Source organism: Sulfurimonas sp. HSL-1716 (assembly GCF_039645975.1).
Classification (GTDB): Bacteria; Campylobacterota; Campylobacteria; order Campylobacterales; family Sulfurimonadaceae; genus Hydrocurvibacter; species Hydrocurvibacter sulfurireducens.
Window position 1 is genome coordinate 1,315,438 of the sequence record NZ_CP147918.1, and the last position, 26,879, is coordinate 1,342,316.

A 26,879-nucleotide genomic window follows, 5' to 3' on the forward strand; every position below is an offset into this window, starting at 1 on the left:
TGTATTTAAAATACTGAGTAATCATTCATTTTTTTTGATTTTTACTCTTGATCCGACAAATGCCTCGAACTCTTTTGAAGGCAGAGGCTTGCTGAAATAGTATCCCTGTATCTCGTCGCATCTGCTTTGCCGCAGCAGTTCGAGCTGATCTTTTGTCTCGACTCCTTCGGCAATTGTCTTCATATTGAGATTGTGAGCCATATTGATGATGGTTTTTACTATCATCCTGTCATCGAGGTTATGGGTTATCTCCTGTATGAAAGAGCGGTCTATCTTAAGCTTGTGCACGCTGAATTTTTTTAGATAGCTCATCGAAGAGTATCCCGTTCCAAAATCATCGATCGCCATACGAATCTTGTTTTGATGAAACTCGTTCATGATATCTATCGCCTTAAGAGGGTTTTCCATCGCCACCCCCTCTGTGAGTTCCAGTTCAATACTCTCAGGAGGAAGCCCGAACTCTTGCAGTATATCGAGCACAGATGAGACAAGTTTGGGATGGCGGAACTGTATCGCAGAGATATTGATGGCCATGACAAAAGGCTCGATTCCGTTTTCTATCCACTCTTTTAGCTGTCTTAAGGCTGTACGAAGCACCCATTCGCCTATGGCTATGATCTGCCCTCCGTTTTCGGCTATGGGTACAAACTCTGCAGGCGAAATCATACCGAGCTTAGGATGTCTCCACCTGATCAATGCTTCGGCTCCGACAAGGCGGTTCGTACCGAGTTGTATTTGCGGTTGATAATGGAGCTCGAACTCATTTCTCTCCAGCGCATGACGCAGACCGTTTTCCAGTTCCAGATTGCGGGCCGCGCGCGACTGTATCTCGGAAGTAAAGAAACGGTAACAGTTGCGTCCGTCATGCTTTGCATGGTACATGGCAGCGTCCGCAGACTGAAACAGCGTTTGAAAATCTTCACCGTCTATAGGATACATAGCTATGCCGATCGAAGGTGTTATATAGAGTTCCTGATGTTTGATACGGTATGGCCGGGAGATGACTTCGGTTATTTTTTCCGCGACATGGGCCGCTCCGTCTGCATCCGTACCCGGAAGCAGCATGATAAACTCATCTCCACCCTGTCTTGAAAGAGTATCTTCCTCTCTCATTACGGATTTTATACGCGAAGAGACCTCGACAAGCAGCAAGTCGCCTATATCATGCCCTAAGGTATCGTTTATATTTTTAAAGTTATCAAGATCTAAAGAGAGTACGGAAAGCGGATTGTTCATACGCTGTGCGATCTTGATAGAATGCTGAACCCTGTCATTGAACAAAGCTCTGTTTGGAAGTTCGGTCAAAGCGTCAAAGTGCGCCAGCCACTGTATCCTCTCCTGTGCGGTTTTTTGGATCGTAATATCCTGCATAGAACCGCGGATACGGACGACTTTCTCCTTTTTTATCACGGGCGTGCCTATCACTCTTACCCATTTTTCATTGCCTTTGAGAGTCGTCATTTTCAGTTCCAAATCATATGATATACCGTATTTCACCGCTTTGTCGATCGCATCTTGAATCTTTTTTAAATGCACATCGTCATAAACGCTCAGTCCCATCTCTTTTGAGGTCGGATCATCCGGGTCCATGTCATGGATACGTGCAACCTCTGCCGTCCACTCCCCTGCACCTGTTTGCGGATCAAAGTCCCACCCTCCTATGTGAGCAACCTGGCTCATATCCTCAAGAAGCTTTTCCGTTTTTTTCAATCGGTTTTCGGATTCTTTGCGTTTGGCTTCGCGTTCAAAGTTTTCCATAGCGAAACTGACATCCATCGCTATCTCTTCTATCAGTTTTTGACTCATCGGATCAAATCCGTTTTTGATCTTGGAATACAGCGTAAAAGCTCCGATCACTTCGCCGCCTTTGCGTATCGGAAGAGATGCCGAAGATTTCCAGCCCATCCTCTCGCCTTTTTCATGCCACGGTTTCGTAGACGGATCGTTCATAAAATCCTGACACCATACAGGATGATCTTCCCGAATGGAAATACCTGTCGGCCCTACTCCCGAAAGACTGTTTTTATCTACCGAGATTTCAATACCTTTAAGATAACGGTTTTCATCTCCATGCGATGCTACCGGGTGCACCATCTTGGTCTCTTTGTCAATGATACCTATCCAAGCCATGCTCATGTCTCCAAGTTCCACAGCATTTTTACAGATCTTTTCAAAGAGTTCATCGGCATTTGTAGAGTGCACGATATCCATGTTGCATTGACTGAGCGTCGCATATATGCGGTTAAGCCGTTTTATGTGCTCTTGATTTTCGTATCGCTCGGTGATGTCCCTTGCGATCCCAAGTACGCCTATGAGATCATGTTTATCGTCATACATAGGAGTTTTTATCGTCTCCAGCAGTGATTTGTGCCCGTCATCGGCAAAGGTGACCCACTCCTCATTGATGTTCGGCTTATCCGAGCTCATCGCCAATTTGTCTTTTTCCCTAAAGAGATCCGCGAGCTCTTTGTCTACGAAATCATAATCGGTCTTTCCGATTATAACCTCTTCCTTGGCTCCGACAAACCGTTCAAATACGGGATTGCACACAAGAAATACGCCCTCTTTGTCCTTTAACCAGACAAGATCGGGTATGGTGTCCAAAAGCGTATGGAGCTGCAGCATAGTCTGTCTATGCGACACCTGTTCCGTGACATCTTCAAAGATGCCGAAGATCCCTATTACATGCCCGTTATGATCGCAAAACGGCGTTTTGAACGTACGCACTATCGAAGTTTTGCCATCCAGAACATAGGGTTCTTCAAAGGTCTGCGATCTTCTTTCTTTGATAATACGCAGATCATCAAAACGGTATTTTTTGGCGATCTCTTTGGTATGAAAATCCATATCGTCTTTTCCTACGATCAGCTCGGGCGAGGCGAGCTTGAGATCATCTGCGTAATATTTGTTGCAAAAAAGATATTTTAGATTGAGGTCTTTTATAAATATTTTTTGGGGAATGTGGTTTAAGATCGTAAGTATCTGCGGCGAGAAGATGATCTTTTCAAGAACATGGATAAAGACCGGAGCGGCGATATCGGGAAGCTTGAATTTCAACGCCCGGCTTAAGTAGGAGTGATTATCGAAAATCACGGTCTCGCTGTTCTCGTAATCATCATCGCTGTCAAGCTCCTTGAGACATCCTTTAAAAGGAGCTTCTTGCAGGGGCAGGATTTTATAATAAGGCCGTCCTGCGACCTCTTCGAGTTTTTTTCCGCAGAGTCTTAAATAGGCATTGTTTGCAAACACTATTTTATATTCGCTATCATGTATGAATACCAAATCATTTATAAGATTTAAAGCATGCAAGTACATAAACTGTCCTTTTGCAAAACAATTGGAATAATCCTCTATTGTATCACAGCTTTTTATCATTCTTTATTTTACTTTTTTTTATATCTGAATTTAAAAGTTATTTTAAACAGTTCTCATCTATAATGGAACAGTTTGAATCAAAGAGAGTTCCATGACCGATGCGGCTGACAACAGATATAAACTGATCGAACAGACCATGAAAAAGCTCGGATACGACAAAAGCGCGCTCATCGAGACGCTTCATGTCGCCCAAGAGAGTTTTGGTTATCTGCAAAAAGATGTGTTGAAGTTTATTGCAAAGCGGCTCAAAGCTCCCTACTCCAAAGTGTACGGCGTCGCCACTTTTTATCATCATTTTACGCTCAAACCTCAAGGAAAACACAGTGTGATCGTCTGTCTGGGAACGGCTTGCTACATCAAAGGCTCAAAAAAGATACTTGAGAGCATAGAGGAAAGATTCGGCGTCAAAGTCGGTCAGACGACGCCTGATGGCATACTGTCGCTGCTGAGTGCCAGATGCGTCGGTTCTTGTTCCATCGCTCCCGTAGCCATTTACGACAACAAGGTAAAGGGCAGACTGTCCATAGAAGAATCGTTAGAAAAGATAGAGGAGATACTCCGATGATTACCTCGATCCAAGAGCTTCAAAAGGTTGCCGAAAATAGAAAATGCAGCGAAGAGAATATCCCGCAGGAGCTCAGAGTCTGTATAGGCAGCAGCTGTCTTTCACAGGGTTCTGATGCGATCCAAAAAGATCTCGAAGAAGCGGTCAAAGCAAAAGGTCTGCAAAACAGATGCAGGGTAAAAGGCGTGGGATGCAACGGTCTTTGCGCCAACGGCACCTTAGTGTCGCACTGCGACAGCTCCAAAAAAGAGCAGACGCTTTATGAAAAGGTCACCGCATCCGACATCAAAGAACTCGTCAAATGCGTAGAAGATCACTCCGTCTATAAAGAAAAGCGGTGCGACACGAATCAGCCCTTTTTTACAAAACAGAACAAAGTTGTTTTGCAAAATGCGGGAGTGATCGATCCAAACGAGATCGAAGACTATATTGCCCATGGCGGGTATTCGGCTTTGTTTCATGTCTTAAAGGAGATGTCGTGTACCGACGTCATTGACGAAGTAAAGAGCAGCGGGCTTCGAGGCAGAGGCGGAGGCGGATTCCCTACGGGGCTCAAATGGGAAAGCGTCTACAAAGTCCAAAGCGACCAAAAGTACATAGTCTGTAACGGCGATGAGGGAGATCCGGGCGCGTTTATGGACAGAGCCCTGATGGAAGCCGATCCCCACAAGATCATAGAGGGAATGGCTATCGCAGGATATGCCTGCGGAGCAAATATGGGATACATCTATGTACGCGCGGAGTATCCTCTTGCGGTAGAAAAACTGGATCATGCCATCAAACAGGCAAAAAGACTCGGACTTTTAGGCAACAAAATCGCTCACAGCGGCTTTGATTTTGATATCGAGATAAGGCTGGGTGGAGGTGCTTTCGTATGCGGAGAAGCGACCGCACTCATAACTTCCATAGAGGGCAACCGCGGCAATCCAAGACAAAAACCGCCCCATCTCAGCGATTACGGGCTCTGGGGAGAGCCTACGATACTAAATAACGTCGAGACACTGGCAAACGTACCGACCATCATAAAAAAAGGTGCGCAGTGGTTTAAGAGCGTAGGGACAACCGCTTCAAGCGGAACAAAGATATTTGCGCTGACGGGGCACATCAAAAATACGGGGCTTGTCGAAGTACCGATGGGGATCACTCTTCGCGAACTCATCTATGAGATCGGCGGCGGAGTGAGCGATGGCAGAGAGTTAAAAGCGATTCAGACGGGAGGCCCAAGCGGAGGCTGCATCCCTGTAGAATATCTTGACCTGCCCATAGATTACGATTCGCTCAAAAGCATCGGCACGATCATGGGAAGCGGCGGAATGATCGTCATCGACGACAGTTCAAACATGGTAGAGATCGCGCACTTCTTTATGGATTTTTGCAAGAGCGAATCCTGTGGAAAATGTACTCCCTGCCGTGTGGGTACCACCCAGCTCACGCTTCTGCTTGAAAAATTCATCAATAAAGAAGCAAGCAAAGCCGATCTTGAGCTTTTAAAACAGATGTCTGAGATCGTAAAGAGCGCGAGCCTCTGCGGACTCGGACAGACCGCGCCGAATCCGGTCTTAAGCACTGTCAGATATTTTGAGAACGAATATCTCGAGGGGATCAAAGATGATTAAACAAAAGGTCAGGGTAAAAACGTTTAAGATCGACGATATCACTGTTACGGGACAATCGGATCAGACCGTCTTGGAAGTGGCAAGAGAGCATAATATCTACATCCCTACCCTATGTTATCTCGAAGGCCTCAGTTGTGTAGGCTCATGCAGAATGTGCCTTGTCGAGATAAAAGGATGCCGCGAACTTGCTCCCGCGTGCACGTCAAAGATCAAAGAGGGAATGGAGGTCGTCACAACCTCGCCCGATATCCAAGCGCACAGAAATATGATACTCTCCATGCTTTTTAGCGAAAGGACCCATACCTGCAGCGTCTGTGTGGTAAACGGCAATTGCGAGCTTCAAGACAAAACGGTGGAATTGGGACTTGAACACTCTTTAGTGCCCTATTTGGAGCAGAGGTTCGAGATCGATGCTTCACATAAAAACTTTGTTCATGATCCAAACAGATGTATCTTGTGCACCAGATGCGTCCGCGTATGCGATGAGATCGAAGGTGCCCATGCTCTCGACCTTGTAGACAGAGGCATAAACACGAGGATCATACACGATATGGACGAGCCGTGGGCAGACTCGCAAAGCTGTACGAGCTGTGGCAAATGCGTCTATGTCTGTCCGACGGGTGCACTTTACGAAAAAGATATCAGTACCGAGGAGAAACTTAAAAAAACCGATATCATCCTCAATCTTATAAAAAGCAGAAAAAAAGATGACTAAGATACGATTAGCGACCATCTGGCTTGACGGCTGTTCGGGTTGTCACATGTCTTTTTTGGATATGGACGAAAGGCTCATAGAGCTCGCACCCTATTTTGACCTTGTCTACAGTCCCTACGTCGATGCAAAAGAGTTTCCAAAAGAGGTAGATCTGAGCATAGTAGAAGGTGCCGTGAGCAGCGACCATGATCTAGAGATGATAAAAAAAATAAGAGCAAATTCCAAGACGATACTTGCTCTTGGAGACTGTGCGGTGACGGGAAACGTGTCTGCGTTAAAAAACCTCTACGGCACGGATGCGGTGCTGCAAAGAGGCTATTTTGAACTTGCGGATATCAACAAAAACAAAAGATATCCGTCTCAGATAGTCCCAAAACTCCTGGACAAAGTGATACCTCTTCACGAAGCGGTAAAAATAGACTATTTTCTCCCCGGATGCCCTACGCCTGCGGATGCTGTCTACGAGACGATAAAAGCGCTCATAGAGGGAAGAGAAATAAATGTAAACGAATTGACGAGATTTGGAAAATGAAGACGATCACGATCGCTCCCGTAACACGCATAGAGGGGCATGCAAAGATAACCATCGATCTGGATAAAGCCGGCAAAGTAAGCGATGCCCGTCTGCATGTGACGCAATACCGCGGCTTTGAAAAATTCTGTGAAGGAAGGTTTTATACCGAGATGCCCTCTCTTACCGCCAGAACATGCGGGATATGCCCCGTCAGCCATGTCATAGCCTCTTCAAAAGCATGCGACGTTCTCTTGTCTCTCACTCCGCCGCAAGCTGCCCTAAACATAAGAAAGATCATCAATCTGGCTCAGCTCTTACAATCCCATGCACTGAACTTTTACCATCTCAGCAGTCCTGATTTCGTGTATGGTTTTGATGCGCTTAAAGAGGACAGGAATATCTTTAAGCTGATGCAAACACATCCCCAGATGGCAAAGGACGGAATAGAGCTCAGAGCTTTTGGACAGAAAATCATAGAACTCCTCGGAGGGAAAAAAATACATCCGGAGGGAATAATCCCGGGCGGAGTCAGCCGTAAACTTGAAGACGATGTCAAAAAAAACATCCTCAGCCAAATACCTCGGGCAATGGAGATCGCAAAAAGCACACTGAAATATTTTAAAGAGAACATGCACAAGTTTCAAAAAGAGATAGACACCTTTGCCGTTTTTCCTTCTCTTTTTATGGCGCTTGTAAACAAAGACGGAACTCTGGAGCATTACGACGGCGTCCTGCGTTTTATCGACAGCGAAGGGAACATACTCGAAGATGCAGTAGATCCGCAAAGATACAAAGAGTTCATAGGAGAAGCCGCCGAAGAGGACAGCTACTTAAAATCACCCTATTACAAACCGCTCGGATATCCCGATGGGATGTACAGGGTAGGTGCGCTGGCACGACTTAACATCGCTTCGTCATGCGGGACTCCGCTGGCAGACGAAGAGCTTAAAAATTTCAAAGCGTTAAACGGCGGAAAACCCGTGCTTAATTCGTTTTACTACCATTATGCAAGGATCATAGAGATCATCTATGCCATAGAAAAGATAGAAGAGCTTTTAAATGACGAAGCATCCTTGAGCGAAGATATAAAAGCCGATGGAAAGATCAACAAAACCGTGGGAGTGGGATGTTCCGAAGCACCCAGAGGAACGCTTTTTCATGAGTACAGGGTCGATGAAAACGGAGTGATAGAAAAAGTCAACCTTATCATAGCTACGGGAAACAACAATCTTGCGATGAACGCAGGCGTCAAACAAGTTGCTGCAGCTTTTGTGGATGCAAACGACATAACCGACGGCGCGCTTAACCGCGTCGAAGCGGTAATACGCTGTTTTGACCCGTGTCTAAGCTGTTCTACACATGCTCTTGGCATCGTTTCCTCGACGATCCAACTGCGGGATCATGACAAAAAGATCATAAAGATCATCGAGCGGAATTGACATTTGAGAGCTATCATCGGTTATGGAAACGAGTTACGCGGAGAGGACGCGTTTGGCATTGATGTCATAAAAGAGCTTCAAAAATTTGAAATAAAAGACACCAGACTCATCTCGGCTTTCGGGTTGACCCCCGAGGTGGTCCTAGAACTTCTCGATACGGATGAAGTCATCTTCGTCGATGCGGCTTTTAGCAAAGAGGGAGATTACGCACTTGCCTGCAGCATAAATAAAGAGAGCACGCATCTAAGCCACAGTATTCTGCCTCACACGATCATCTCCATACTCGAAAATGTCTATAAAAAGCATCCGACGTATCAGATATATTCGATGTTGACAAACAGTTTTGAAAATATAGACGATGCAAAAAAATATAGAGAAAATATTGCCAAGGTCGCCTCGTTTTTATGCTAAAATGAGATATGCAATGGTTGAACAGATGTATATATTGCGATCATAAACTCTATCATCTGAGTGACGGGATGCTCAAATGTTCTTTGTGCAAAAGAAAATACAGCCCCAAACGTATAAATAAGATACTCACTCTTATAGACTCGTTTTGTGAGAATGAGAACGCGCTTCAAACTTCAAAACGTCTCAGTCTCTCTTACGTTTCCATACACAAATATTATGATATTTTCAGATTTTACTGTGCGCATATCTGCGAAAACGAATATGAGCATGCAAGACACAAACCCTGTGAATATGAAGAATATTTTTATCTCGAACAAAGTAAACGCCATGACAGACTAGCCATATTCGACGCACACAATTTTCTTACCTTTGATTATGAAAATCACATATATACCGTGGTCATGCCGACTCTGCAAAAATATAAACAGCAATTTATAAATGATGATCTGGAAAAGGTTTACAATAGCGAATTTGCCAGATTTAAACGAAAAAGCAGGATCATCAAAGTCTCGAAACATCTAAATAAAATAGTGGATTTTTGGGAGTATTTTGAAAAATTCATACTCAGCTACAAAGGCATCTCCACGGAAAATTTTCCGCTGTATCTCAAAGAAGCGGAGTTTAAGTTCAATCATCCTTTGGAGACACAAAAAAAATTACTGCAAAAACAGTATTTTACGGACGAATATAAATAAAAATATCTTGATATACTCTATGTGTGCCCCGCCCGCCATAATTGCCCCAAAGAGACGGAGGCGTCGTTAACCGGGGTTTTCTCTTGTATGTAGTACCTGATCTTTCTTTCTTCGAAGACCTCGATAAGGTTGTCTACCAGCACCCTGTTTTGAAACACGCCTCCGCACAGTACTACGGGAAACTTCGGATATCTTTGTACTATATCCAATATAATATTTACAATCGTTGAGATGAGCATACCCGCACCCCTCTTTGCATCTTGAAGCCGTGTTATCTCTTTTATCATCTGCGAAATATCGATCGCTTTATCCTCTATCGTGTAGCCGAACTTCTTCTTTTTATCCACACTCTCGGTGATACTCTCTAAAAGCAGACCGCTGTGCCCCTCGTAATCAAGCTTTTGTATCACCCCCAGCAAAGAAGCCGCCGCATCGAACACTCTTCCCATGGAGCTGGTATACGGGGAGTTGATCCCTTTTTGCCACACCCTGTGAAGGTTCCTTATCTCTTCGGGCGTAAAGCTTTTTACCGTCTCGTTCTCAAGAGCAAGCACCTCTTCTAAGCCATAGCATTCAAACAGCAGGGAGAGTGCGGCGCGTCTTGGTTCTTTTACCGCCCTGCTTCCGCCGATCAGACGAAACTCCTTTAGGTGATGGACCCGCTCATAGCCCTGCGTATCTGCTATGAGGATCTCTCCTCCCCAGATCGTTCCATCGTCTGCGTATCCCGTACCGTCAAAGCAAAAAGCCAGCACCTTTTCATCCAAAGAGTACTCCGCCATGCAGGCAAGGGCATGGGCGTAATGGTGCTGTACCTCTATAAGCTCTATATTTGGATTCTCTTTTATCATCTGCTTCGCCCATTTACTCGTTTCGTATTCCGGATGCTTGTCGCAGACGATGATGTCGGGCATAAAGTCATAGAACCTCTTAAAGGTCTCCAGCGTTCTTGTAAAATATTCAAACGCATCAAGAGAGTCCAGGTCTCCGATATGGGGAGAAAGGATGATATGATCGCCAAACGCCAAGGCAAGAGTGTTCTTCTGGTTCGCACCCACCGCGAGTATCCTCTTGTTGCTTTTCTTTGGGAGCAGAAAGCTCTTTGGGGCGTACCCTCTTGCAAGACGCATAAAGAGGTTCTTATCTCTAACCGTCTGCGCTACGCTGTCATCGCATCCGTTTACGATCTCTCTGTCATACGAGAGCACGGCGTCTATCACACCGCCCAGTTTTTTGAAGATATCCTTCTCATCCGTGATGATAGGCGCATCGCTCAGGTTCGCGCTGGTGGCTACCATGGGTTTTTTGAGCTGTTTTAACAGAAGGATATGCAGCGGTGTATAGGGCAGAAACACTCCCACTCTGTCAATATCGGGCGCCACATACTTACTAAGAGTGCCGCGGGGATGTTTGGCGACTATTACTATGGGGTGTTCTTTAGAGAGGATAAGTCTTTGCTGTACATCGTCGATGAGAGCCTCTTTTCTTATCGCTTGGATATCTTCAAACATCACCGCCAGAGGTTTGTTCGGGCGTTTTTTTCTCTCTCTTAGAGCCGATACCGCTTCATCACTTGAAGCGTCGCACACCAGATGAAACCCTCCGAGTCCTTTTAGGGCCAGTATCTTCCCCTCATTTATGAGCTTTGCAGCGAGTGAAATTGCCTCGGAGCCCTCTGCCGTCCTGTTAGCCTCTTTGTCTAAAAGATAAAGCCTCGGGCCGCAGTCTGGGCAGCTTATGGGCTGGGCGTGGTAGCGTCTGTTTGCGGGGTCGTCATACTCTTTTTTACATGCTTCACACATCTTAAAGCTGTTCATAGAGGTATAGGGTCTGTCGTAGGGAAGCTCTTTGATGATGGAGTATCTCGGCCCGCAGTCGGTACAGTTGATAAAGGGGTAAGCATATCTGCGATTGGCAGGATTGCTCATCTCCTCTTTGCATTTTTCGCACACGGCGATATCTGGCGAGACCATCGTAAGCTTTGAGAGCTTTTCATCCGAATGCTCTATACGAAAGCCGCTTGTGTCTTTAAGGGGAATATCCCCGCTTGCCACGCTCTCTACTTTTGAAAGTACGGGAGACTCCTCGCTGAGCTTTTTTATGAACAAAGCAAGAGAGGTCTCTTCTCCCTGCACCTCTATCAGGACACCATGGGCATCGTTACGCACGAAGCCTTCAAGAGAATGTTTTAAAGCCAGCTGATAGACAAACGGACGAAACCCGACCCCCTGGACCACCCCTTTGACCCTGATGCGCGCTCTTTTAGAGATAGGCTCCGCCGACAACGGCATTCTCCTTGCCTATGGGATAGTTGACGTTCATAAAAAAAGGCGTCTGTTTGAGGTTTCTGTGCATACGGCTGAAAAGGGAGAGGTTGGCGAAGTGGCTGCCGCAGAGGATGACGTTCTTTGCTTTGGTCTTTGTCTTTATCTCCTGTATCAGCTCGCTGAAATAATCCCCGAGGGATTCGAATATGGAGTAGCTCAAAAGCACGCTCTCTACACCGCCGAGCTGATAGCTCACTATGCTCGAGAGAAACGCGATATGATCGAAGCGGTTGTCTTTGACATGGGTGTCTATCTGGATACCCCCTTTGCCGATGAACTTCAGCGCCTCTTTGGTGACACCGCGCATGTTCTGCTCATCAAGCCCCAGTATGACGGCCGTGGCTTCAAAGAGGTCTATGCTGCCCCTCTCTTGGAGAAGCTCGAGTTTTTGATACACGGCGGGAAGTTTGGCTTTGAGGTTATTCACCAGACGCTCGGACCCCTCCCGTAAAGCAGCCATCCTCTCTAAAAGATCAGCAGCGTTAAAGTCGCGGGGAGGAACGACGCGTATCACTTTCTTACCGTCATAGTATAAAAAAGAGGCCTCCTCGTCGAAGTATGTCCCCACGCAGCTTGTGCCAAATAGACCGTGTTCTGCGATCACCGACATAAAAGAGGCTTCATCCTGATGCATAGAGGTCTGCTCGGAGTGCCACCGCTCTTTATCCTCTCCTTCAAGGACGACCGCTTTTGAGACATGGGCGGATTTGAAATGCTCCATCTTGTCAAAGAGCATCTCATCTCCCTCTTTTATGCCTATAAGCTCATGGGCGATGCTCAGAGTATCGGTTGCGGGAAAAAGTGCAGAGGGGAAGGATACCCGCTCTCCTTCGGCGATGAAGCGGATATCCTTGTCGATAAAGAGCCGCAGCTCTTTTTGGGGCGTCACCTCCAGATCATGATCCATCACCATGTCACAAGGAGTATCGCTGAGGGCCTCTTCGTAGCAGATATGATCCGTACCCAGTGTTTGCAGCTCTTTTGCAAGCAGGACGGTAAAGCCTTCGTCGGGGTATTTGACATCGGCGGTGTTTCCCAGTGCTCTTTTTAACCCCTCCTCTTTTAGGGCCATATGCAGGATCGGCCGCTCGATGCAAAGCAGCGCGTTGAACTCCTGATCTATCAGGGAGAGATACTCCGTGATCTTTTTGGCATTGATCATCATAAGGATCGAACTCTTGTGTGCATGTTCGCTCTTATAAAAGAGTCTGTACCCCATGGCCGTCTTGACGAGGAGGCGTTTATCGTCAAGCAGCGCTTTTGCCGCGACCTCAAACATCGTCCTAAAACTTCCCGCGTCGTTTGCGTAGCGCTCTTTGCCTTTATGCACCAGCCTCACGGGTACGCCGCATTTATGGCAGCTGTTGATCCTATGGGCTTCTCTGATCCCCACGCCGTTTATCTCAGACTCGCACTCCCCGCAGGCCTGAAAGAACTTAAAAGAGGTGTTCTTGCGCTCATAGGGAAAGCCCGTAAAAAATCCGTACTGTCCTGCGCAGTGGCTGCAGGAGGTGAAGGGGTAATAATATCTGCGCGAAGAGGGATCGAAGATCTCTTTTTGGCAGGAGGGGCACAGGCCAAGACCCAGCGGATAGCGTATCTCGTATGAGGGAAGGCTTTGCGGTTCCTCCTTTGTTTCATAGTGCGCACTGCCCGTTAAGAAACAGGATGCCGGCAGACGCCGTGCTATCGCATCGACACAACCTTGCAGGTCCTTATGTCCCGATGCCAGAGCACAGACGATCTTTCCCGCCTCTTTATGTACGGAAGCTTTTATTCCGTGTTCTCTGATGATACTGATGATATAGTTTTTGATATAGTCTTGAGAAGAGCTTGTCTTTAATTCCAGCACGAATGCCATTTGATTCCTTTTAGCAAAGAGGAAGAGCACTTCCTCTTCTGCCGTGTCATATTAGTTCTCTTTGACGAATTTGCTGCCGCCAAACACAATGGCGATATCGCCCTCTTTCCAGAATACGGTGCGCCATATCTGATAATAGATATGAAACATCACCCACGCGACGATATACCACATGCTGTAGTGATGCGCGATACGGACATCCATGATCGTCCCTCCCGTCACGACGAGCGTCCAGTCGGTCGTCAGATGCAGCATCCACGGCCACCAGTTCCCTATCGAGCTTATCCCCGATTCAAGCCCCGAGACGTACAGCTGCAGTCCTGTAAAGAGCATCCACACCAAAAGCAGGTGGAAGATGAGAAAGTAGACGGAATTAAAACTGTCCGTATGCGCGGAATCGAACTTTTTACGTCTGTTGAGCGTCACGAGGTTTAAAAACACTTCGAAAAACTCCGAGACGTTCTTTGCTGTGGGAATCACCTTCTTGTACGCTTTTTCAAATCTGCTGAAGAAGTAGAGATACGCGATCACCACCGAGGTGACGTCAAAGATGATGGCCACGATGAAGTGCCCCCATCTGTTCCATGCCATCACATACTTGTCCACCGCGCCATCGGCGATGAGTGTCTGGTAATAGGGATGCCCTATATACAGACCCGTTATGATCGCAACGACCATCGAGATCGCATTCGCCCAGTGGATGATGCGTCCCGCACTCGTCATGCGTCTTACCTGTTTATGTTCAGAGTTCATGATAGGCCTCCTTAGACACTGCACTGCGTGTCTATCTTATAGACGCCCAGCTCTTTGCCCTTCGTATCGAGCACATGCACCGCACAGGCGATACACGGGTCGAAGCTGTGGATGGTGCGGATGATCTCCAAAGGCTGCTGCGGGTCGGCCACTTTCGTGCCGATGAGGCTTGCCTCGTACGCACCCATCCTTCCTTTATAATCACGCGGTCCGGCGTTCCAGGTAGAAGGGACCACGGCCTGATAGTTGGCGACCTTGCCGTCTGCTATTTTTACCCAGTGTCCCAAAGCACCGCGGGGCGCTTCTGCAAGTCCCATACCTTTGGTCTTTACGCTCACTTTATCAAAGTCAAACTCCGTCCAGGTGCGAAGATCGCCCGCTGCTGCGTTTGCGGCGAGTTCATCCGCCCACTCGACGAGCATATCGGCCATCAGCTCCGTCTCCACGGCGCGCGCCGCGGTTCTTCCTACGGTACTAAAGAGCACGGAGACCGGAAGGTTTCCGCGTTTTAAGAAGTTCATCACGTATTTGGTGATCCTCTCGTCTTTTCTTGCCACTCCCACGATCATACGCGCAAGCGGTCCCACTTCTACGCGGGTATCGTTGTAGATAGGAGATTTTATCCAGCTGTATTTCTCATTCGTCTTCAGGTAGGCGATACCGTCTGAGCGTTTGTCAAGACCTGTATATTTAGGAATGGTCTGACCGTCGTAAGGGTGTAGAGGTTTGCTTCCCTCATACCAGGCATGCGTGACGTCCTCTGCGATCTTTTGAGGGTCCACATCCTGTACTTTGGAGATATCGCCGCCGTACACTATGCCGCTGGGAAAAAGCAGAGCGGATTTATAAAAGCCGGTATCGTCCAGACGAAAATCCCCGTAGCTCATATAGTTAAGCAGACCGCCTCCCGTTCCGCCTACGCCTTTGCCCTCCATCAGCTCGCTGAAGGTGGCTTTTGAATCGGTCGCCTCATCGGCGTACATCGTCCCCGCCATGTAAACATCGGGAAGGTATGCCTCTTTTACGAATCTCGTACCGTCTGAGAGCAGCTGTTTGAACAGGGCTATACGCGCAGGGTTCTCGATATCCTGCACACAGGTCACACCGCCCACCACGATGGACTGTGGATGCGGGTTCTTTCCGCCGAATATCGCCTGCATCTTCGCCAGGTCGCGCTGAATATCCAGCGCCTTTAGGTAGTGCGCCACGCCTATGAGGTTCTGTTCGGGGGTCAGTTTATAGTGTTTGTTGCCCCAGTACCCGTTGCCAAATATTCCAAGGCGTCCCTGTTTTACGAACTTGGCGACACGGTCCTGGATCTCCTTGAACTCGCCTTGACCGTCGGTATACGGGTTCACGCCCGCGACACCTGCCCACTTTCTGGCTTCTGCGGCGGTTTTTGCGGGATCTGCCGAGAGTGCGGAGACCACATCCACGAAATCAAGTGCATGCAGATGGTAGAAGTGTACGAGATGGTCATGGACATAGAGCGATCCCTGAATCAGGTTGCGCACGATACGCGCGTTTTTAGGGATGGTGATATCAAATGCATCTTCGACGGCCTCGATGGATCTCTGGTAATGCGTACCCGTACACACGCCGCAGATACGCATAGCCAAGAGTCCGCAGTCGCGCGGATCGCGCCCCTGCAGGATGGTCTCTATCCCGCGGAACATCGTCGATGCGCTGTATGCGTCTACTATGGTGTTGTTCTCGTCTATGACCGCCTCGATCCTCAGATGCCCCTCTATACGTGTTATAGGATCCACTACGATATGTTTCTTGCTCATTATTCTGCTCCTCCGTCTTCTTTTTTACCGCCGATTGCACTGGCGATCGCATGAATACCTATACCTATACCCGCTGCGGTGAGCAGTCCCAGACCGAACTCATCGACGCTTTTCTCGACTCCGCCCGCCGGCGCTTTTATCTTCGCGTTTGCCATCGGGCGTTCATATGCGTATTTATCCCAGAAATCGGGTTCCGAACAGCCGATACATCCGCGTCCGACCCCGATCGGCCAGTTCACCGCTTCGTTATAGCGTATGATGGAGCAGTTGTTAAACGTCATCGGGCCTTTACATCCCATCTTGTACAGACAAAAATTGTTCTTCGCTCCCTCGTCGCCCCACTCTTCCACATACTCTCCCGCATCGAAGTGCGCGCGTCTTTCGCAGTTGTCATGGATACGGTATCCAAAGGCGAATTTCGGACGCAGCAGGGAATCGAGTTCGGGAAGCTGTCCCGTGAGGATATAGTGGATAACGACCCCTACCATGTTGGCCGGGTTTGCCGGACAGGCGGGGATGTTAATGAGGGGTTTGCCTTTTACGACGTCCATGACGCCCACGGCCTGTGTCGGGTTGGGAGCAGCCGCGGGAATACCGCCGAATGTCGCGCACGCGCCTACTGCCACGACTGCCGCAGCATCTTTGGAGACACGCATCAGGTGATCGTAAAAGGTCTCCGCGCCTGCACCTATGGTGCCGTACTGGCCGTTCATCCCCATAGGCACCGAGCCTTCTACAAAGAGCAGGTATTTGCCTTTAAAGGTCTTGATCGCGTCTTCGAGCTGTTTTTCCGCCTGAAAGCCCGCTGCGGCCTGAAGCGTTTCATGGAACTCCAAAGAGATGATATCCAAGACGATCTCGTCAATCTTGGGCCCGTCAGAACGCAAAAGCGCTTCGGAGTTGCCCGCGCAGTCTTGGAGTTCCAGCCAGATGACCGGAGCGCGGTTCATAAGCTCCGCGGCTTCGGCCACTAAAGGGGAGAACATCGGAGGAAGCATAAGCATCGCCGTCGTCGCGCTCACCCATTTCATAAAATCGCGTCTGTCGACGCCGTTGTTACTTAACACTTCGCTGAAATCCAGCCGGTCGTTTGCAGGCTGTGATACGCGCAGTTCCCGTAATCGTGTCTGACACCTCTCAAACAGATCGTTGTAATAAGACTCACCTTTGTTCGTCTCGACTCGAGCGCTCCTTGAGGTAAACAACTTCTTCACCCCTTCGATTCTATCCGGCATACCAAACTCCTTGAAAGTGAATGTGTGTATACCATACTAACCCAGCAGAACTTAAACAATTATAATATATATTTATACAATCTTAAAAATATAATTTCTTATTTAATTTAAGGACTAAACGATCAATGCTCTTTTGTAGAAGATTTTTCTACCCAAAGTTCTTTTTCTTTTGCCGGTACCCAGACTCTGTCTATAAAATAGCCCGTTATTTTTATCCAATCACCTTTTTTTATATAGGAGGTAAAACTTGTATCTTTACTCCATATCTCGATCTTTTTTCCTTCGGGACCGTCATATATGTAACTATCTTCTTTGAGCCTGAAAGAGCTTGCTTCAAAATATGTTACGTTGTTGTCTTTTTTATCGTATTCATCTTTCATAATCAGCTTGGGCAGAGTGTTGTCGGGAGTCTGCATACTCTTTATTTTCGCTTTTAGGCTTTTGATATCTTTATCTTTGAGCTTCAAAAGTTTTTTGCTCTCTTCTACACTCTTTTTCAGATCTTCTATCTCTTTTACATACGGTTCTTTATTTCTGGAGTTCAGCTCCTCCATAGAACTTATTTCCGTTTTTAAGACACTGTTCTTCTCTTTAACGTCAGTCAGTTCTTTCATGCAGGTTTCATAATTGACTCTCAATTTCGAAATATCGTTTACGATATCGTCAATTCTGTCTATCTCATCGGCATTTAGAGACAATACTATTAAAAATATCAGCGTTAAGATCTTCATTATCGACCCCTTTTTATAAGTTTAACACCCATCTCCAGGTGGTGTGTATACGGAAACTGATCGAACACGGCCATCTTTTGCACCTCATGCGTTTTTGAGAGATACTTCAAGTCCCTATACAGAGTTTCCGGATTGCAGGAGATATACAAGATGTTCTCATGTCTTGCGGCAAATTCACAAGATGCTTCATCCATGCCCGCACGCGGAGGATCGACGAAAATAGTCTTAAGTGCATAAGAGCTTATATCTACTTCACCCATACGGCGGAACTCTCTGACTCCGTCAAGAGCTTGAACAAACTCTTCAGAGCTCATCCTGACAAACTCTATATTGGAGACGTCGTTTAAAAGCATATTGTTTTTCGCAGCTGCAATGGATGATTTTGATATCTCCGTTGCAAGAACTTTATCGAATTTCGAAGAAAACGGGATAGTGAAGTTTCCGGCGCCGCAGTAAAGCTCCAGCAAATCACCACTAAGACCTTCGAACTGGTTTAGCGCCCAAGATATCATCTGCTCGTTCACTCTTGGATTTGGCTGAGTGAAACTGTTTTCTATCTGCATGAACTTATAATCGATATCCTGTACATGAAGTGTCTCGGTTATGTGATCTTTTCCTATGGTCACTTTTTGCTTTCTGCTTCTTCCGATTATGGATATGCCAAGCTCTTGAGACAGCTCTTTTGCTTTTTCTTCCCACTCCCCGTCCAGTTTTCTGTGATACAAGAGAGAGACCGCTATTTCGCCTCTCAAAGAGGAAAGAAAGTCTGCACCAAAAAGCTTTTTATCCATCTTCTTCTCTTTTATGGATTGTAGCAGTTTTGGCATAAGGTCCATGATATACACGTTTACCTGCGGACACTCCTCGATGATGACTACGCCTTTGTGCTCAAGTGCGTTCATAGCATAATGTATCTCATCGCCTATATGCCAGATCTTGAACTCTGCTCTTGCCCTGTATCCGCTTTGGGGTGACCGGCATATATCCATGTCACCTTTATAAAGATCTGCAAAACGTTTCTTGTTCGACTCCACTTTATTTAGAAGCTGTGTCTCGTATCCGCCTTCATAATCACGGCAGCTTCCGCATTCGCCAAAATATTTACAATTCAAAAAAATCCCTTAATTATTTGTTTTTAAAACCAACTCTTCAAATTCTCTGATCGGCAGCGGTCTTGAGCAATAGTACCCCTGATAGACATTGCACTCCACCTCTTTTAAGAACTCCAACTGCTCTTTTGTCTCTACGCCTTCGGCTATCAGTTTTATCCCCAGAGAATGTCCCATCTTTATTATCGTATCTATATAGACTTTACCCGATTTGGAACTGTAGTCATCTATAAAGCTCTTATCTATCTTTATAACGTCAAAAGAGAATTTTTTGAGATATGACAAAGATGAATAGCCCGTACCAAAGTCATCCAAGGATATGGTAAAACCCAGACTGTGAAAAAGGTTGACTATCTCAAAAGCCTCCTTTACACTGTTTATGAATACGGATTCTGTAAGTTCGATCTCCAAGTTGTTCGAATCTGCACCGCTGTTTTCATATATGGTTTTAAATCTTTGCATGAACTTTTCATTTGCGATCTGTTTGGCCGAAACATTGACGGACAAAAGCATCTCTTTAAACATATCGCTCATCGACCATCTTTTTTGCTGCTCGAAAGCCGTCTTGAATATCCATTCTCCAAGCTCGACGATAAACCCGCTGTTTTCTGCGATGGGAATAAACTCGTTTGGAGAGATCAAACCGTTTTTTGGAGAGTTCCATCTGATGAGCGCTTCTGCTCCGATGATCTTTGAAGTCGCAATATCGACTTTTGGCTGATAATAGAGTTCGAACTCCTCGTTTTTAAGAGCTTCGCGCATCCTATTGTTCGTCTCTATCTCGTTTATAATCTTTTTGTTCAGCTCCTGAGTAAAGAAGTTGAATCTTGCCCTTCCTTTGTTCTTGGCTTCAAACAAAGCGATATCCGAGTTTTTCAACAGGCTCTCTATATCCATACCGTCTTTTGGATAAAAAGCGACACCCATACTTGCCGATATATTAACCTTATGATTGTTTACCGTCCACTCCGAACTTATGATATCCAGCACGTTTTGTAAAATATTTGTCAGGTCCATAAGCGATTTGTATTCGCTGATGACAAGCACAAACTCATCTCCACCTATTCTGGCTACGATATCATTTATTTTCACTGTAGCGGGAAGTTTTTTGGAAACGTCGACAAGCAGATTATCGCCTATCGTATGTCCCAAAAGATCGTTGACGTCTTTAAAATGATCGATATCCATAAACACGAAAGCAAACTCTTTTTTGTCCCTGTCGGATTTGGCAATAAGCCTGGTCAGTCGCTCTTCAAGATGGTTTCTGTTTGAAAGACCGCTCAACTCGTCTGTGATCGAGGACATATAAAGCTTCTCTTTTTCTATCTCCAAACGGGTAAAGGTTTGAAGCATGGAGGAGCGTATATACTCCAACTCTTTTATCATGAACATGGGAGGTATGGCAGAATTATAATACGCATACTGGCGAAGCTTCTCAAGAGGAAAGATCACATATTTATCGATCACTTTCCATAAAAACAGATAGATAAATACGAAGATCAGCCCATAGATGATCAAAAAGTTCGTCTTCAGATCTAAAAAGTTCTGTTTTATCAGATCATGATTCAAGATCAAAAGAAGATTTAACTTTATGGGTTTGTCCTGCTCATAAATATAGATATCTGTTTGAAACCCTTTCTTGTTCAACAAATCATAAAACGAGATATGTTTCAGATCGCTTGAAATCCGATCTTTTTTAGGAAGTTTTACATCGCCTACCTTGCTGCTTAAGATCGGTGTTTGATTTTTCAAGACCAAGAAGTCGTCTACGATCTCGTTGGATGCGACCCTGCGGTCTATCATAGGCTCCAAAACGGAGATATTTTTCGTACTGTCTAAAACTTTTGAAGCGTAATAACCGACTTCCAGAAGATTTTTTTGTATATCGCCTGCTATGAGATCGACCATCTTTTCTCTTTGAGAAACGTACATAAAAACAGATAATGACGTAAATACAACTATGATGATCGCATATAAGATCAGATTGAACTCTTTTATTGAGAGTTTCATCTTATGATATCCGCCGTTGAAAATCGTATGGAATCAAGTTTTTTTTCTAACTCTTTAGAGAGATTTTTATTTATCCATTCAATTTGGTTCAAAGAAACGATGAACTCATCGTAGGTATACCCTTTTAAGTAGGGTTTAACTACCCGGTAATACTCTTTTGGGTTTTTTTGGACAACCGTTACTGCATCGTCTATAATCTTTTTCAGTGCTAAAAACTGTTTTTTATGAGCACCGAATATCTCTTTATCGGCATATAAAGCGTCTATTACGACCAGAGTCAATCCGTTTTTCGTACAAGCCACTTCATGAAAACCGTTTTTTTTCAATTTGGCGTCATATGGGCTGTAAGTGACAAGAAGCACCGTTTTAGACGAGAATTTTTTGCTTTGTAGAGTCTCTATGACCGCCTGATCCTTGTTTATATAGTTTATCCTGCTTTTATCGATCTTATATTTTTCTATAAAGTATTTGAGTAAAAGATTGTTTACGGAGTTCATCTCAAGATATGCATCTATCTTTTCGTTTGAATTTTGCATCTCTTTAATGCTTTTGTTGCTAAATATCATATCACCTCCGAACGATCTGTCCAGAAGTATGATCGGCATAAGGGTTTTGTCCTTGTTTTTCATCAACGAGTACTCATATTGCGTTCCCGTAAACGCATCAGATCTCCCGACATCGTACAAACCCATATTTTCACCCAGAGAGACGACATTGACAAGTTTTATATCCAGCTTGTCGAGCCACCCTTTCTCTTTTGCATAATAAAGCGGCGAATATCCTATCCACTCATTGCACGATATGATGAGAGTATCTTTTTTAGCCGGTCCGCAGCCGATAAAAAGAAGAGAGATAAAAATGATAAGCAGCGATCTCATAAAACTCTTTCCCCCTCCCTCTCTATTTTATGCTGGCGATTAGATTTCCGATAAGAAGATTCCAGCCGTCAATAAGGACAAAGACGAGTATTTTAAACGGCAGCGATATCATAACCGGCGGAAGCATCATCATACCCATCGACATAAGGATGGAAGCGACAACCATGTCTATGATCAAAAACGGCAGGAATATCAAAAAGCCGATCTCAAAAGCGGTTTTGAGTTCACTGATGATAAACCCGGGAATGACAACCGAAAGCGGCACTTCTTCAATGCTCTTTGGGTTTTGCAGATGGCGGATACGGACAAAAAGAGCAAGATCTTTCTCTCTTGTATTTCTGATCATAAAGTTTTTAAAAGGCTGAGCCGTCTTGGTAAACGCTTCTTCATATCCTATCTTTTTTTCCAAATAGGGTTTTATGCCTGCGTCATAAGCTTTTTGTCCTACCGGTTCCATGACAAATATAGTAAGGATGAGTGCGAGCATCACCATCAACTGTGTCGGCGGAACCTGCTGTGTGCCGAGCGCCTGACGCAAAAAACCGAAAACTATGACGAACCTCGTAAACGTCGTCATAACAAGAACGATGCTCGGAGCCAGGAACAAAAGCGTCAAAGCCACTAAGACGTTGAGCGAACTTACCAGCTGCTGAGGAGTGTCCGGAGCGGACAATGAAAAATTGACAGTAGGAATAACTGCATTTGCCGCAAATACGGAAGACGCCAGAAAAAATAGGATCAGTATAGCTCTTATCATTTAGATACGGCTGCCTTGTCCAATATATTTTTTTTGATGCTATCGCTTTTGGCCGTTTTTTTACCGTAGAAACTGATCTCGACACGCCTATTTTGCTCGCGTCCTTCTGCTGTCGCATTGGTGGCCATCGGGCTATATTCCGCATATCCCGCGGCATTGATCCTGTTTGGTTTGACCCCGTCATCGATAAGCTCTTTAAGTACGGAAATAGCACGCGCAGACGAGAGTTCCCAGTTGTCCTTATACGGCGAATTTTTTCCCGGAGCCGTGTTGTCGGTATACCCTTTTACCGTAATATCCATTTCATTAGGCAGTTCTTCTATGATCAAAGCTATACGTTTTAAAAAAAGCAGTGCGTCTTCATTCTCTATCTTCGCGCTGCCGATTTTAAAAAGAAGCGACGAAGGAAGATTTATGACAAACCCCTCTTCTGCCTCTTCGACGGAGATCGTCGGACCATGACCTTTTTGCATCATTTCGTTTGCGTCTATGATAGCCTGGCTTACCCTGTTTACCGTTTGGCTCGATTCGTTTTGCTTTTCAATAGGAGTCGATTCTTGAATACGCATCTTTGATATCTCGGTTTTTGTACCGCCTTCAAGGACACTCATCGCACCCGAAAGAGAACCGATGGCTTCAGACACCTTTTTCGCATCCATGCTCGACATGGAGAGCAGAAGAACAAAGAAACAAAGCAAAAGACTCATCAAGTCCCCAAATGCAGCCAGCCACTCCGGCATACATTCAGGACAGTCGGGACATTTTTCTTTAGCCATTAGTCAAACTGGCTTTCACGATTTGCAGGAGGAAGATAGCTAAGCAGTTTTCCTTCCAGTGTTCTTGGATTATCGCCGGCCTGAATCGACATGATTCCCTCAACGATCATCTGCATCACAAGCATCTCGTCATCATTGCGGATATTTAATATATTGGCGACAGGATTTCCGAAGATATTACCGATCATCGCGCCGTACATGGTCGTAAGCAAAGCGACCGCCATCGAAGGACCGATCGCCGAAGGATCCGCCATATTCAAAAGCATCGCGACCAAACCGATCAGTGTACCGATCATCCCCATCGCACCGGCAAGCCCGGACCAGTTGCTAAAGATCGCGGAATTGCTTTTATGACGGCTGCTTGTCTGCTCCATCTCTATTTCCAGAAGATCACGGATAGTATCGGGTTCATTTCCGTCTACCGCCATTGAAAGCCCTTTTTTCAAAAATTCGTTCTCTTCGTTATTCGCGGCTGTTTCAAGGGCCAAGATACCGTCTCTACGGGCTTGGGTGGCATAATCGACAAGTTTTTTTATGAGTTCGGGGACATCTTGCTGCGGAGGTTTGACGGCGATCATAAATATCTTGACGAAGTTCTTCATCTGCTCCATTTTAAATGAGACCAGAAGAGCTCCTACCGAACCGCCTATAACGATTAAGACTGAGGGTATATCGATATAAGCACCTATACCGACACCCATCGCCATAGCACCAAAAAGAAGTGCCAAGACCAAGACTAAACCTATGACCGTACCTAAATCCATTCACTCACCTTAACAAGCATGAAAAACACTTTTAAATCTTAAATTAAGTTTATTATGTCCAACCACTTAACGTCTATATATTTTTGGCTTATGATACCACAACTTTCATTAGCCGCTACATTAATCAACAGATTTTTAAGTATAATTTTGAAATTTTACAAACTATAATGCAACTGAAACGGATATAAATCAAGCTATGAAAACGACTCTCTATGACAACCCGACAAAAAATGCTTATCTGCTGATTATCTTTTTAGCGATCTTCAGTGCCATTTACAACGCTTTTTTGCCTTTGCACGGTGATGAAGCGTACTATTGGGTCTGGAGCAGACATCTTCAAGCCGGATATTATGACCATCCTCCTATGATCGCTTTTATGCTGTATCTAACTAATTTTATCTCCCAAAACGAATGGGGTGTCCGGCTGGTAAACGTCTTTAGCATGAGCATCGCCGCATTGTACATATTTAAGCTCACAAAAATGCTCTCCGATGAGAAAACCGCATTAAACGCCCTCATAATATTCTCCTCGGTGATACTCACTCATGCTGGTTATATCATAACCACTCCCGACTCGCCGCTGATCCTGTTTTGGAGCGTATCCATGTATTATACTTACAGGGCTCTTTTCATCGGAGAGAAAAAAGATTTTATCCTTACGGGTCTTTTTTTAGGTCTGCTGATGCTGAGCAAATATACGGCAATATTATATATAGCAGGCGTGGTCATATTTATGCTTTTAAAAAGGCGCGATCTTTTTTTAAACCCTTATATGTATCTTTCCATGGCAATAGCCGCTCTTGTCGTATCTCCGATGCTTTTTTGGAACTATAAGCATGACTGGATAAGTTTTACTTTTCAGCTGCATCATGGATCCACCTCCTCATACGAAATATATCCCCATCTCTTTTTTGATTTTTTCGGCGGACAGTTCGGAATATTTTCTCCTGTTTTTACGGCCGTACTGTTTTTCTTTTTGATAAAAGACAGGCTCTATTTTAAAGACGACAAACTCTTCTTCATCTCGCTCAGCATCGTCGTCACACTTCTCTTTTTTATGTATAAAAGTCTCTATACAAGAATGGCGCTGAACTACTCGGCACCTGCATATATCGCTGCAGCAGTGCTTTTAGCCGTTATCATCTCAAAATATGAGATGAAAAAGACTTTTAAAGCAGGTCTCATCGTAGCTTTGATCTTTACGATTCTAGGAAGGATCGCTTTTTTGTTTTTTCTCCCTTATGTACAAGAGAGAATGTATGGAAACAAAGAAGCAGTAGAATTGCTTGCCAAACATGCGAAAAAAGGAGATTCATTTTACGGAGACCATCTCACCATAGCCGCGTATCTGACATATTATCTGCCGGGTCATCCCGATGCCGATCTGGCACTTCCCTCAAGATACAGCCAGTATGATATGTGGAGAAAAAAAGGGTATCTCAAAGACGGTCTTGTGCTGACAAGAGATCCCGAAGAAACAAGGCTCAAGCAGGTATACAAAGATGTCAAAGAGGTAGACACTTTAACCGTTACAAACGGACTGCATTCTACAAAAACGTTTCATATCTACCGCGTTAAAGAGCATTATTAGTATTATTTCGATAAAATATCGTCTATTTTAAATATTGGCTGTCGATGAAAAACGTCTTAAAACTACTTATTACTATCGCTATTTTTTACTATCTGTTCCAATATATAGACTTTTACGCCCTTATAACAGTCCTTTCAAAAAGCCACGGCGGCGATATTCTCATAGCTCTTGTATTTCAGATGGGAAGTACCTATCTCGCGGCTTACAGATGGCGTGCGATCAGCAAACTTCTTGTGTTTGACGAACCGCTTTCCTTTTATGTCAACAGTTATTTTAAAGGCAGTTTTTTCAACCAGGTTCTACCCAGCAGTATCGGCGGTGACGCCGTGCGCGTACTGGATCTTACATCCCACGGATACGACAAAAAAGAAGCATTTTACGGAGTGTTTGTCGACAGAGTCGTCGGACTTGTGGGTCTTTTGGTCCTCAATCTTTTCTCCACTATCTTCTTTTTCGGAACGTTTAAAGACAGCTTTTCATATCTCATCATCTTGATCTCTTTGGCGGGAATATCCGGCTTTACCCTGCTGTTTTTTCTTAACAAGATCCATTTTTTACAGCATTATAAATTTTTAAATCTCTTTTACAGACTGGCAAACAGACTTAACTCTTTATACAAAAACAAAACGATACTTTTAAAACATATAGGTATCTCGGTAGGAGTCCATCTCTTAACGCTCATGGCGATATTTGCCATCGCACTGAGCATCGACGTCAAACTCGATTTTCAGATATTTCTCATCGCTATACCGCCCGTATTTTTACTTATGATAGTCCCTCTTTCCCTTGCAGGATGGGGAATCCGCGAAGGTGCCATGGTCGGGATACTGATGCTTGTTTACGAGGATAAAACAAAGATACTCGCAATATCGATCCTCTACGGACTGCTGCTGATCATCAGCGCATTGCCGGGTTCGTACTTTTGGATAAAAGGCATCTCAAAAAAAACTAAAAAGATAGGATAGAC

General features: G+C 45.2%; 22 protein-coding genes. 9 read left to right on the forward strand and 13 right to left on the reverse strand.

The genetic code is table 11. The annotated features are described in order from the left end of the window. Positions 1-21 precede the first annotated feature (21 nt). Positions 22-3,315 carry an EAL domain-containing protein gene (locus WCY03_RS06740; RefSeq protein ID WP_345991417.1) on the reverse strand — a complete coding sequence of 1,098 codons (3,294 nt, stop codon included), beginning with the start codon at positions 3,313-3,315 and terminating at the stop codon, positions 22-24. Between the two features lie 151 nt (positions 3,316-3,466). Here WCY03_RS06740 and hoxE point away from each other — a divergent pair, with 151 nt between their 5' ends. From hoxE to WCY03_RS06775, 7 genes are read left to right on the forward strand one after another with little or no spacing between them, the layout of a single operon-like run. Continuing rightward, complete coding sequence (hoxE, locus tag WCY03_RS06745; protein ID WP_345991419.1) at positions 3,467-3,940, forward strand: bidirectional hydrogenase complex protein HoxE; 474 nt, start codon at positions 3,467-3,469, stop codon at positions 3,938-3,940. Continuing rightward, entirely contained in the window at positions 3,937-5,556 is a 1,620-nt protein-coding gene (gene nuoF / locus WCY03_RS06750; RefSeq protein ID WP_345991421.1) for an NADH-quinone oxidoreductase subunit NuoF, read from the forward strand. Before hoxE ends, nuoF begins: the two co-directional genes overlap by 4 nt. After that, on the forward strand, positions 5,549-6,271 hold the full coding sequence (locus WCY03_RS06755) for a 2Fe-2S iron-sulfur cluster-binding protein (protein WP_345991423.1): 723 nt from the start codon (positions 5,549-5,551) through the stop codon (positions 6,269-6,271). Before nuoF ends, WCY03_RS06755 begins: the two co-directional genes overlap by 8 nt. Then, entirely contained in the window at positions 6,264-6,803 is a 540-nt protein-coding gene (locus WCY03_RS06760) for an oxidoreductase (RefSeq protein WP_345991425.1), read from the forward strand. Before WCY03_RS06755 ends, WCY03_RS06760 begins: the two co-directional genes overlap by 8 nt. Continuing rightward, on the forward strand, positions 6,800-8,224 hold the full coding sequence (locus tag WCY03_RS06765; protein ID WP_345991426.1) for a Ni/Fe hydrogenase subunit alpha: 1,425 nt from the start codon (positions 6,800-6,802) through the stop codon (positions 8,222-8,224). The genes WCY03_RS06760 and WCY03_RS06765 overlap by 4 nt, the downstream gene beginning before the upstream one ends. A 3-nt stretch (positions 8,225-8,227) precedes the next feature. After that, entirely contained in the window at positions 8,228-8,635 is a 408-nt protein-coding gene (locus WCY03_RS06770; RefSeq protein WP_345991428.1) for a hypothetical protein, read from the forward strand. A gap of 17 nt (positions 8,636-8,652) precedes the next feature. Beyond that, entirely contained in the window at positions 8,653-9,330 is a 678-nt protein-coding gene (locus tag WCY03_RS06775) for a transposase (RefSeq protein ID WP_345991430.1), read from the forward strand. Between the two features lie 17 nt (positions 9,331-9,347). Here the strand turns inward: WCY03_RS06775 and hypF are convergent, their stop codons facing one another. The 12 genes from hypF to WCY03_RS06835 all read right to left on the reverse strand — a co-directional run bounded on the left by hypF (position 9,348) and on the right by WCY03_RS06835 (position 24,321). Further along, positions 9,348-11,621: a carbamoyltransferase HypF gene (gene hypF, locus WCY03_RS06780; RefSeq protein ID WP_345991432.1), complete on the reverse strand. Its 2,274-nt coding sequence runs from the start codon at positions 11,619-11,621 to the stop codon at positions 9,348-9,350. Continuing rightward, positions 11,593-13,518: a hypothetical protein gene (locus WCY03_RS06785; RefSeq protein WP_345991433.1), complete on the reverse strand. Its 1,926-nt coding sequence runs from the start codon at positions 13,516-13,518 to the stop codon at positions 11,593-11,595. The genes hypF and WCY03_RS06785 overlap by 29 nt, the downstream gene beginning before the upstream one ends. A 51-nt stretch (positions 13,519-13,569) precedes the next feature. After that, positions 13,570-14,271, reverse strand: a complete 702-nt coding sequence (locus WCY03_RS06790; protein ID WP_345991435.1) for a cytochrome b/b6 domain-containing protein — start codon at positions 14,269-14,271, stop codon at positions 13,570-13,572. An 11-nt stretch (positions 14,272-14,282) separates the two neighbouring features. Next, entirely contained in the window at positions 14,283-16,061 is a 1,779-nt protein-coding gene (locus WCY03_RS06795; protein ID WP_345991437.1) for a nickel-dependent hydrogenase large subunit, read from the reverse strand. After that, complete coding sequence (locus tag WCY03_RS06800; protein WP_345991439.1) at positions 16,061-17,296, reverse strand: hydrogenase small subunit; 1,236 nt, start codon at positions 17,294-17,296, stop codon at positions 16,061-16,063. The genes WCY03_RS06795 and WCY03_RS06800 overlap by 1 nt, the downstream gene beginning before the upstream one ends. Positions 17,297-17,418: 122 nt before the next feature. Further along, positions 17,419-18,027, reverse strand: a complete 609-nt coding sequence (locus WCY03_RS06805) for a hypothetical protein (RefSeq protein ID WP_345991441.1) — start codon at positions 18,025-18,027, stop codon at positions 17,419-17,421. After that, the gene (trmA, locus tag WCY03_RS06810; protein WP_345991443.1) at positions 18,027-19,139 is read right to left on the reverse strand and encodes a tRNA (uridine(54)-C5)-methyltransferase TrmA; all 1,113 of its coding nucleotides are present in this window, start codon (positions 19,137-19,139) and stop codon (positions 18,027-18,029) included. Before trmA ends, WCY03_RS06805 begins: the two co-directional genes overlap by 1 nt. Before the next feature lie 9 nt (positions 19,140-19,148). After that, the gene (locus WCY03_RS06815) at positions 19,149-21,146 is read right to left on the reverse strand and encodes an EAL domain-containing protein (RefSeq protein ID WP_345991445.1); all 1,998 of its coding nucleotides are present in this window, start codon (positions 21,144-21,146) and stop codon (positions 19,149-19,151) included. Beyond that, entirely contained in the window at positions 21,143-22,024 is an 882-nt protein-coding gene (locus WCY03_RS06820) for a hypothetical protein (protein WP_345991447.1), read from the reverse strand. Before WCY03_RS06820 ends, WCY03_RS06815 begins: the two co-directional genes overlap by 4 nt. 22 nt (positions 22,025-22,046) lie before the next feature. Beyond that, on the reverse strand, positions 22,047-22,778 hold the full coding sequence (gene fliP / locus WCY03_RS06825; RefSeq protein WP_345994068.1) for a flagellar type III secretion system pore protein FliP: 732 nt from the start codon (positions 22,776-22,778) through the stop codon (positions 22,047-22,049). Next, positions 22,778-23,557 carry a flagellar motor protein MotB gene (locus tag WCY03_RS06830; RefSeq protein ID WP_345991449.1) on the reverse strand — a complete coding sequence of 260 codons (780 nt, stop codon included), beginning with the start codon at positions 23,555-23,557 and terminating at the stop codon, positions 22,778-22,780. Before WCY03_RS06830 ends, fliP begins: the two co-directional genes overlap by 1 nt. Continuing rightward, on the reverse strand, positions 23,557-24,321 hold the full coding sequence (locus WCY03_RS06835; protein WP_345991451.1) for a motility protein A: 765 nt from the start codon (positions 24,319-24,321) through the stop codon (positions 23,557-23,559). Before WCY03_RS06835 ends, WCY03_RS06830 begins: the two co-directional genes overlap by 1 nt. A gap of 196 nt (positions 24,322-24,517) precedes the next feature. On the opposite strand from WCY03_RS06835, the gene WCY03_RS06840 reads away from it, so the two are divergent. Both WCY03_RS06840 and WCY03_RS06845 read left to right on the forward strand, forming a co-directional pair. Continuing rightward, the gene (locus WCY03_RS06840; protein WP_345991452.1) at positions 24,518-25,912 is read left to right on the forward strand and encodes a glycosyltransferase family 39 protein; all 1,395 of its coding nucleotides are present in this window, start codon (positions 24,518-24,520) and stop codon (positions 25,910-25,912) included. Positions 25,913-25,956: 44 nt separating this feature from the next. Further along, positions 25,957-26,877, forward strand: a complete 921-nt coding sequence (locus WCY03_RS06845) for a lysylphosphatidylglycerol synthase transmembrane domain-containing protein (protein ID WP_345991454.1) — start codon at positions 25,957-25,959, stop codon at positions 26,875-26,877. Positions 26,878-26,879: the final 2 nt, after the last annotated feature.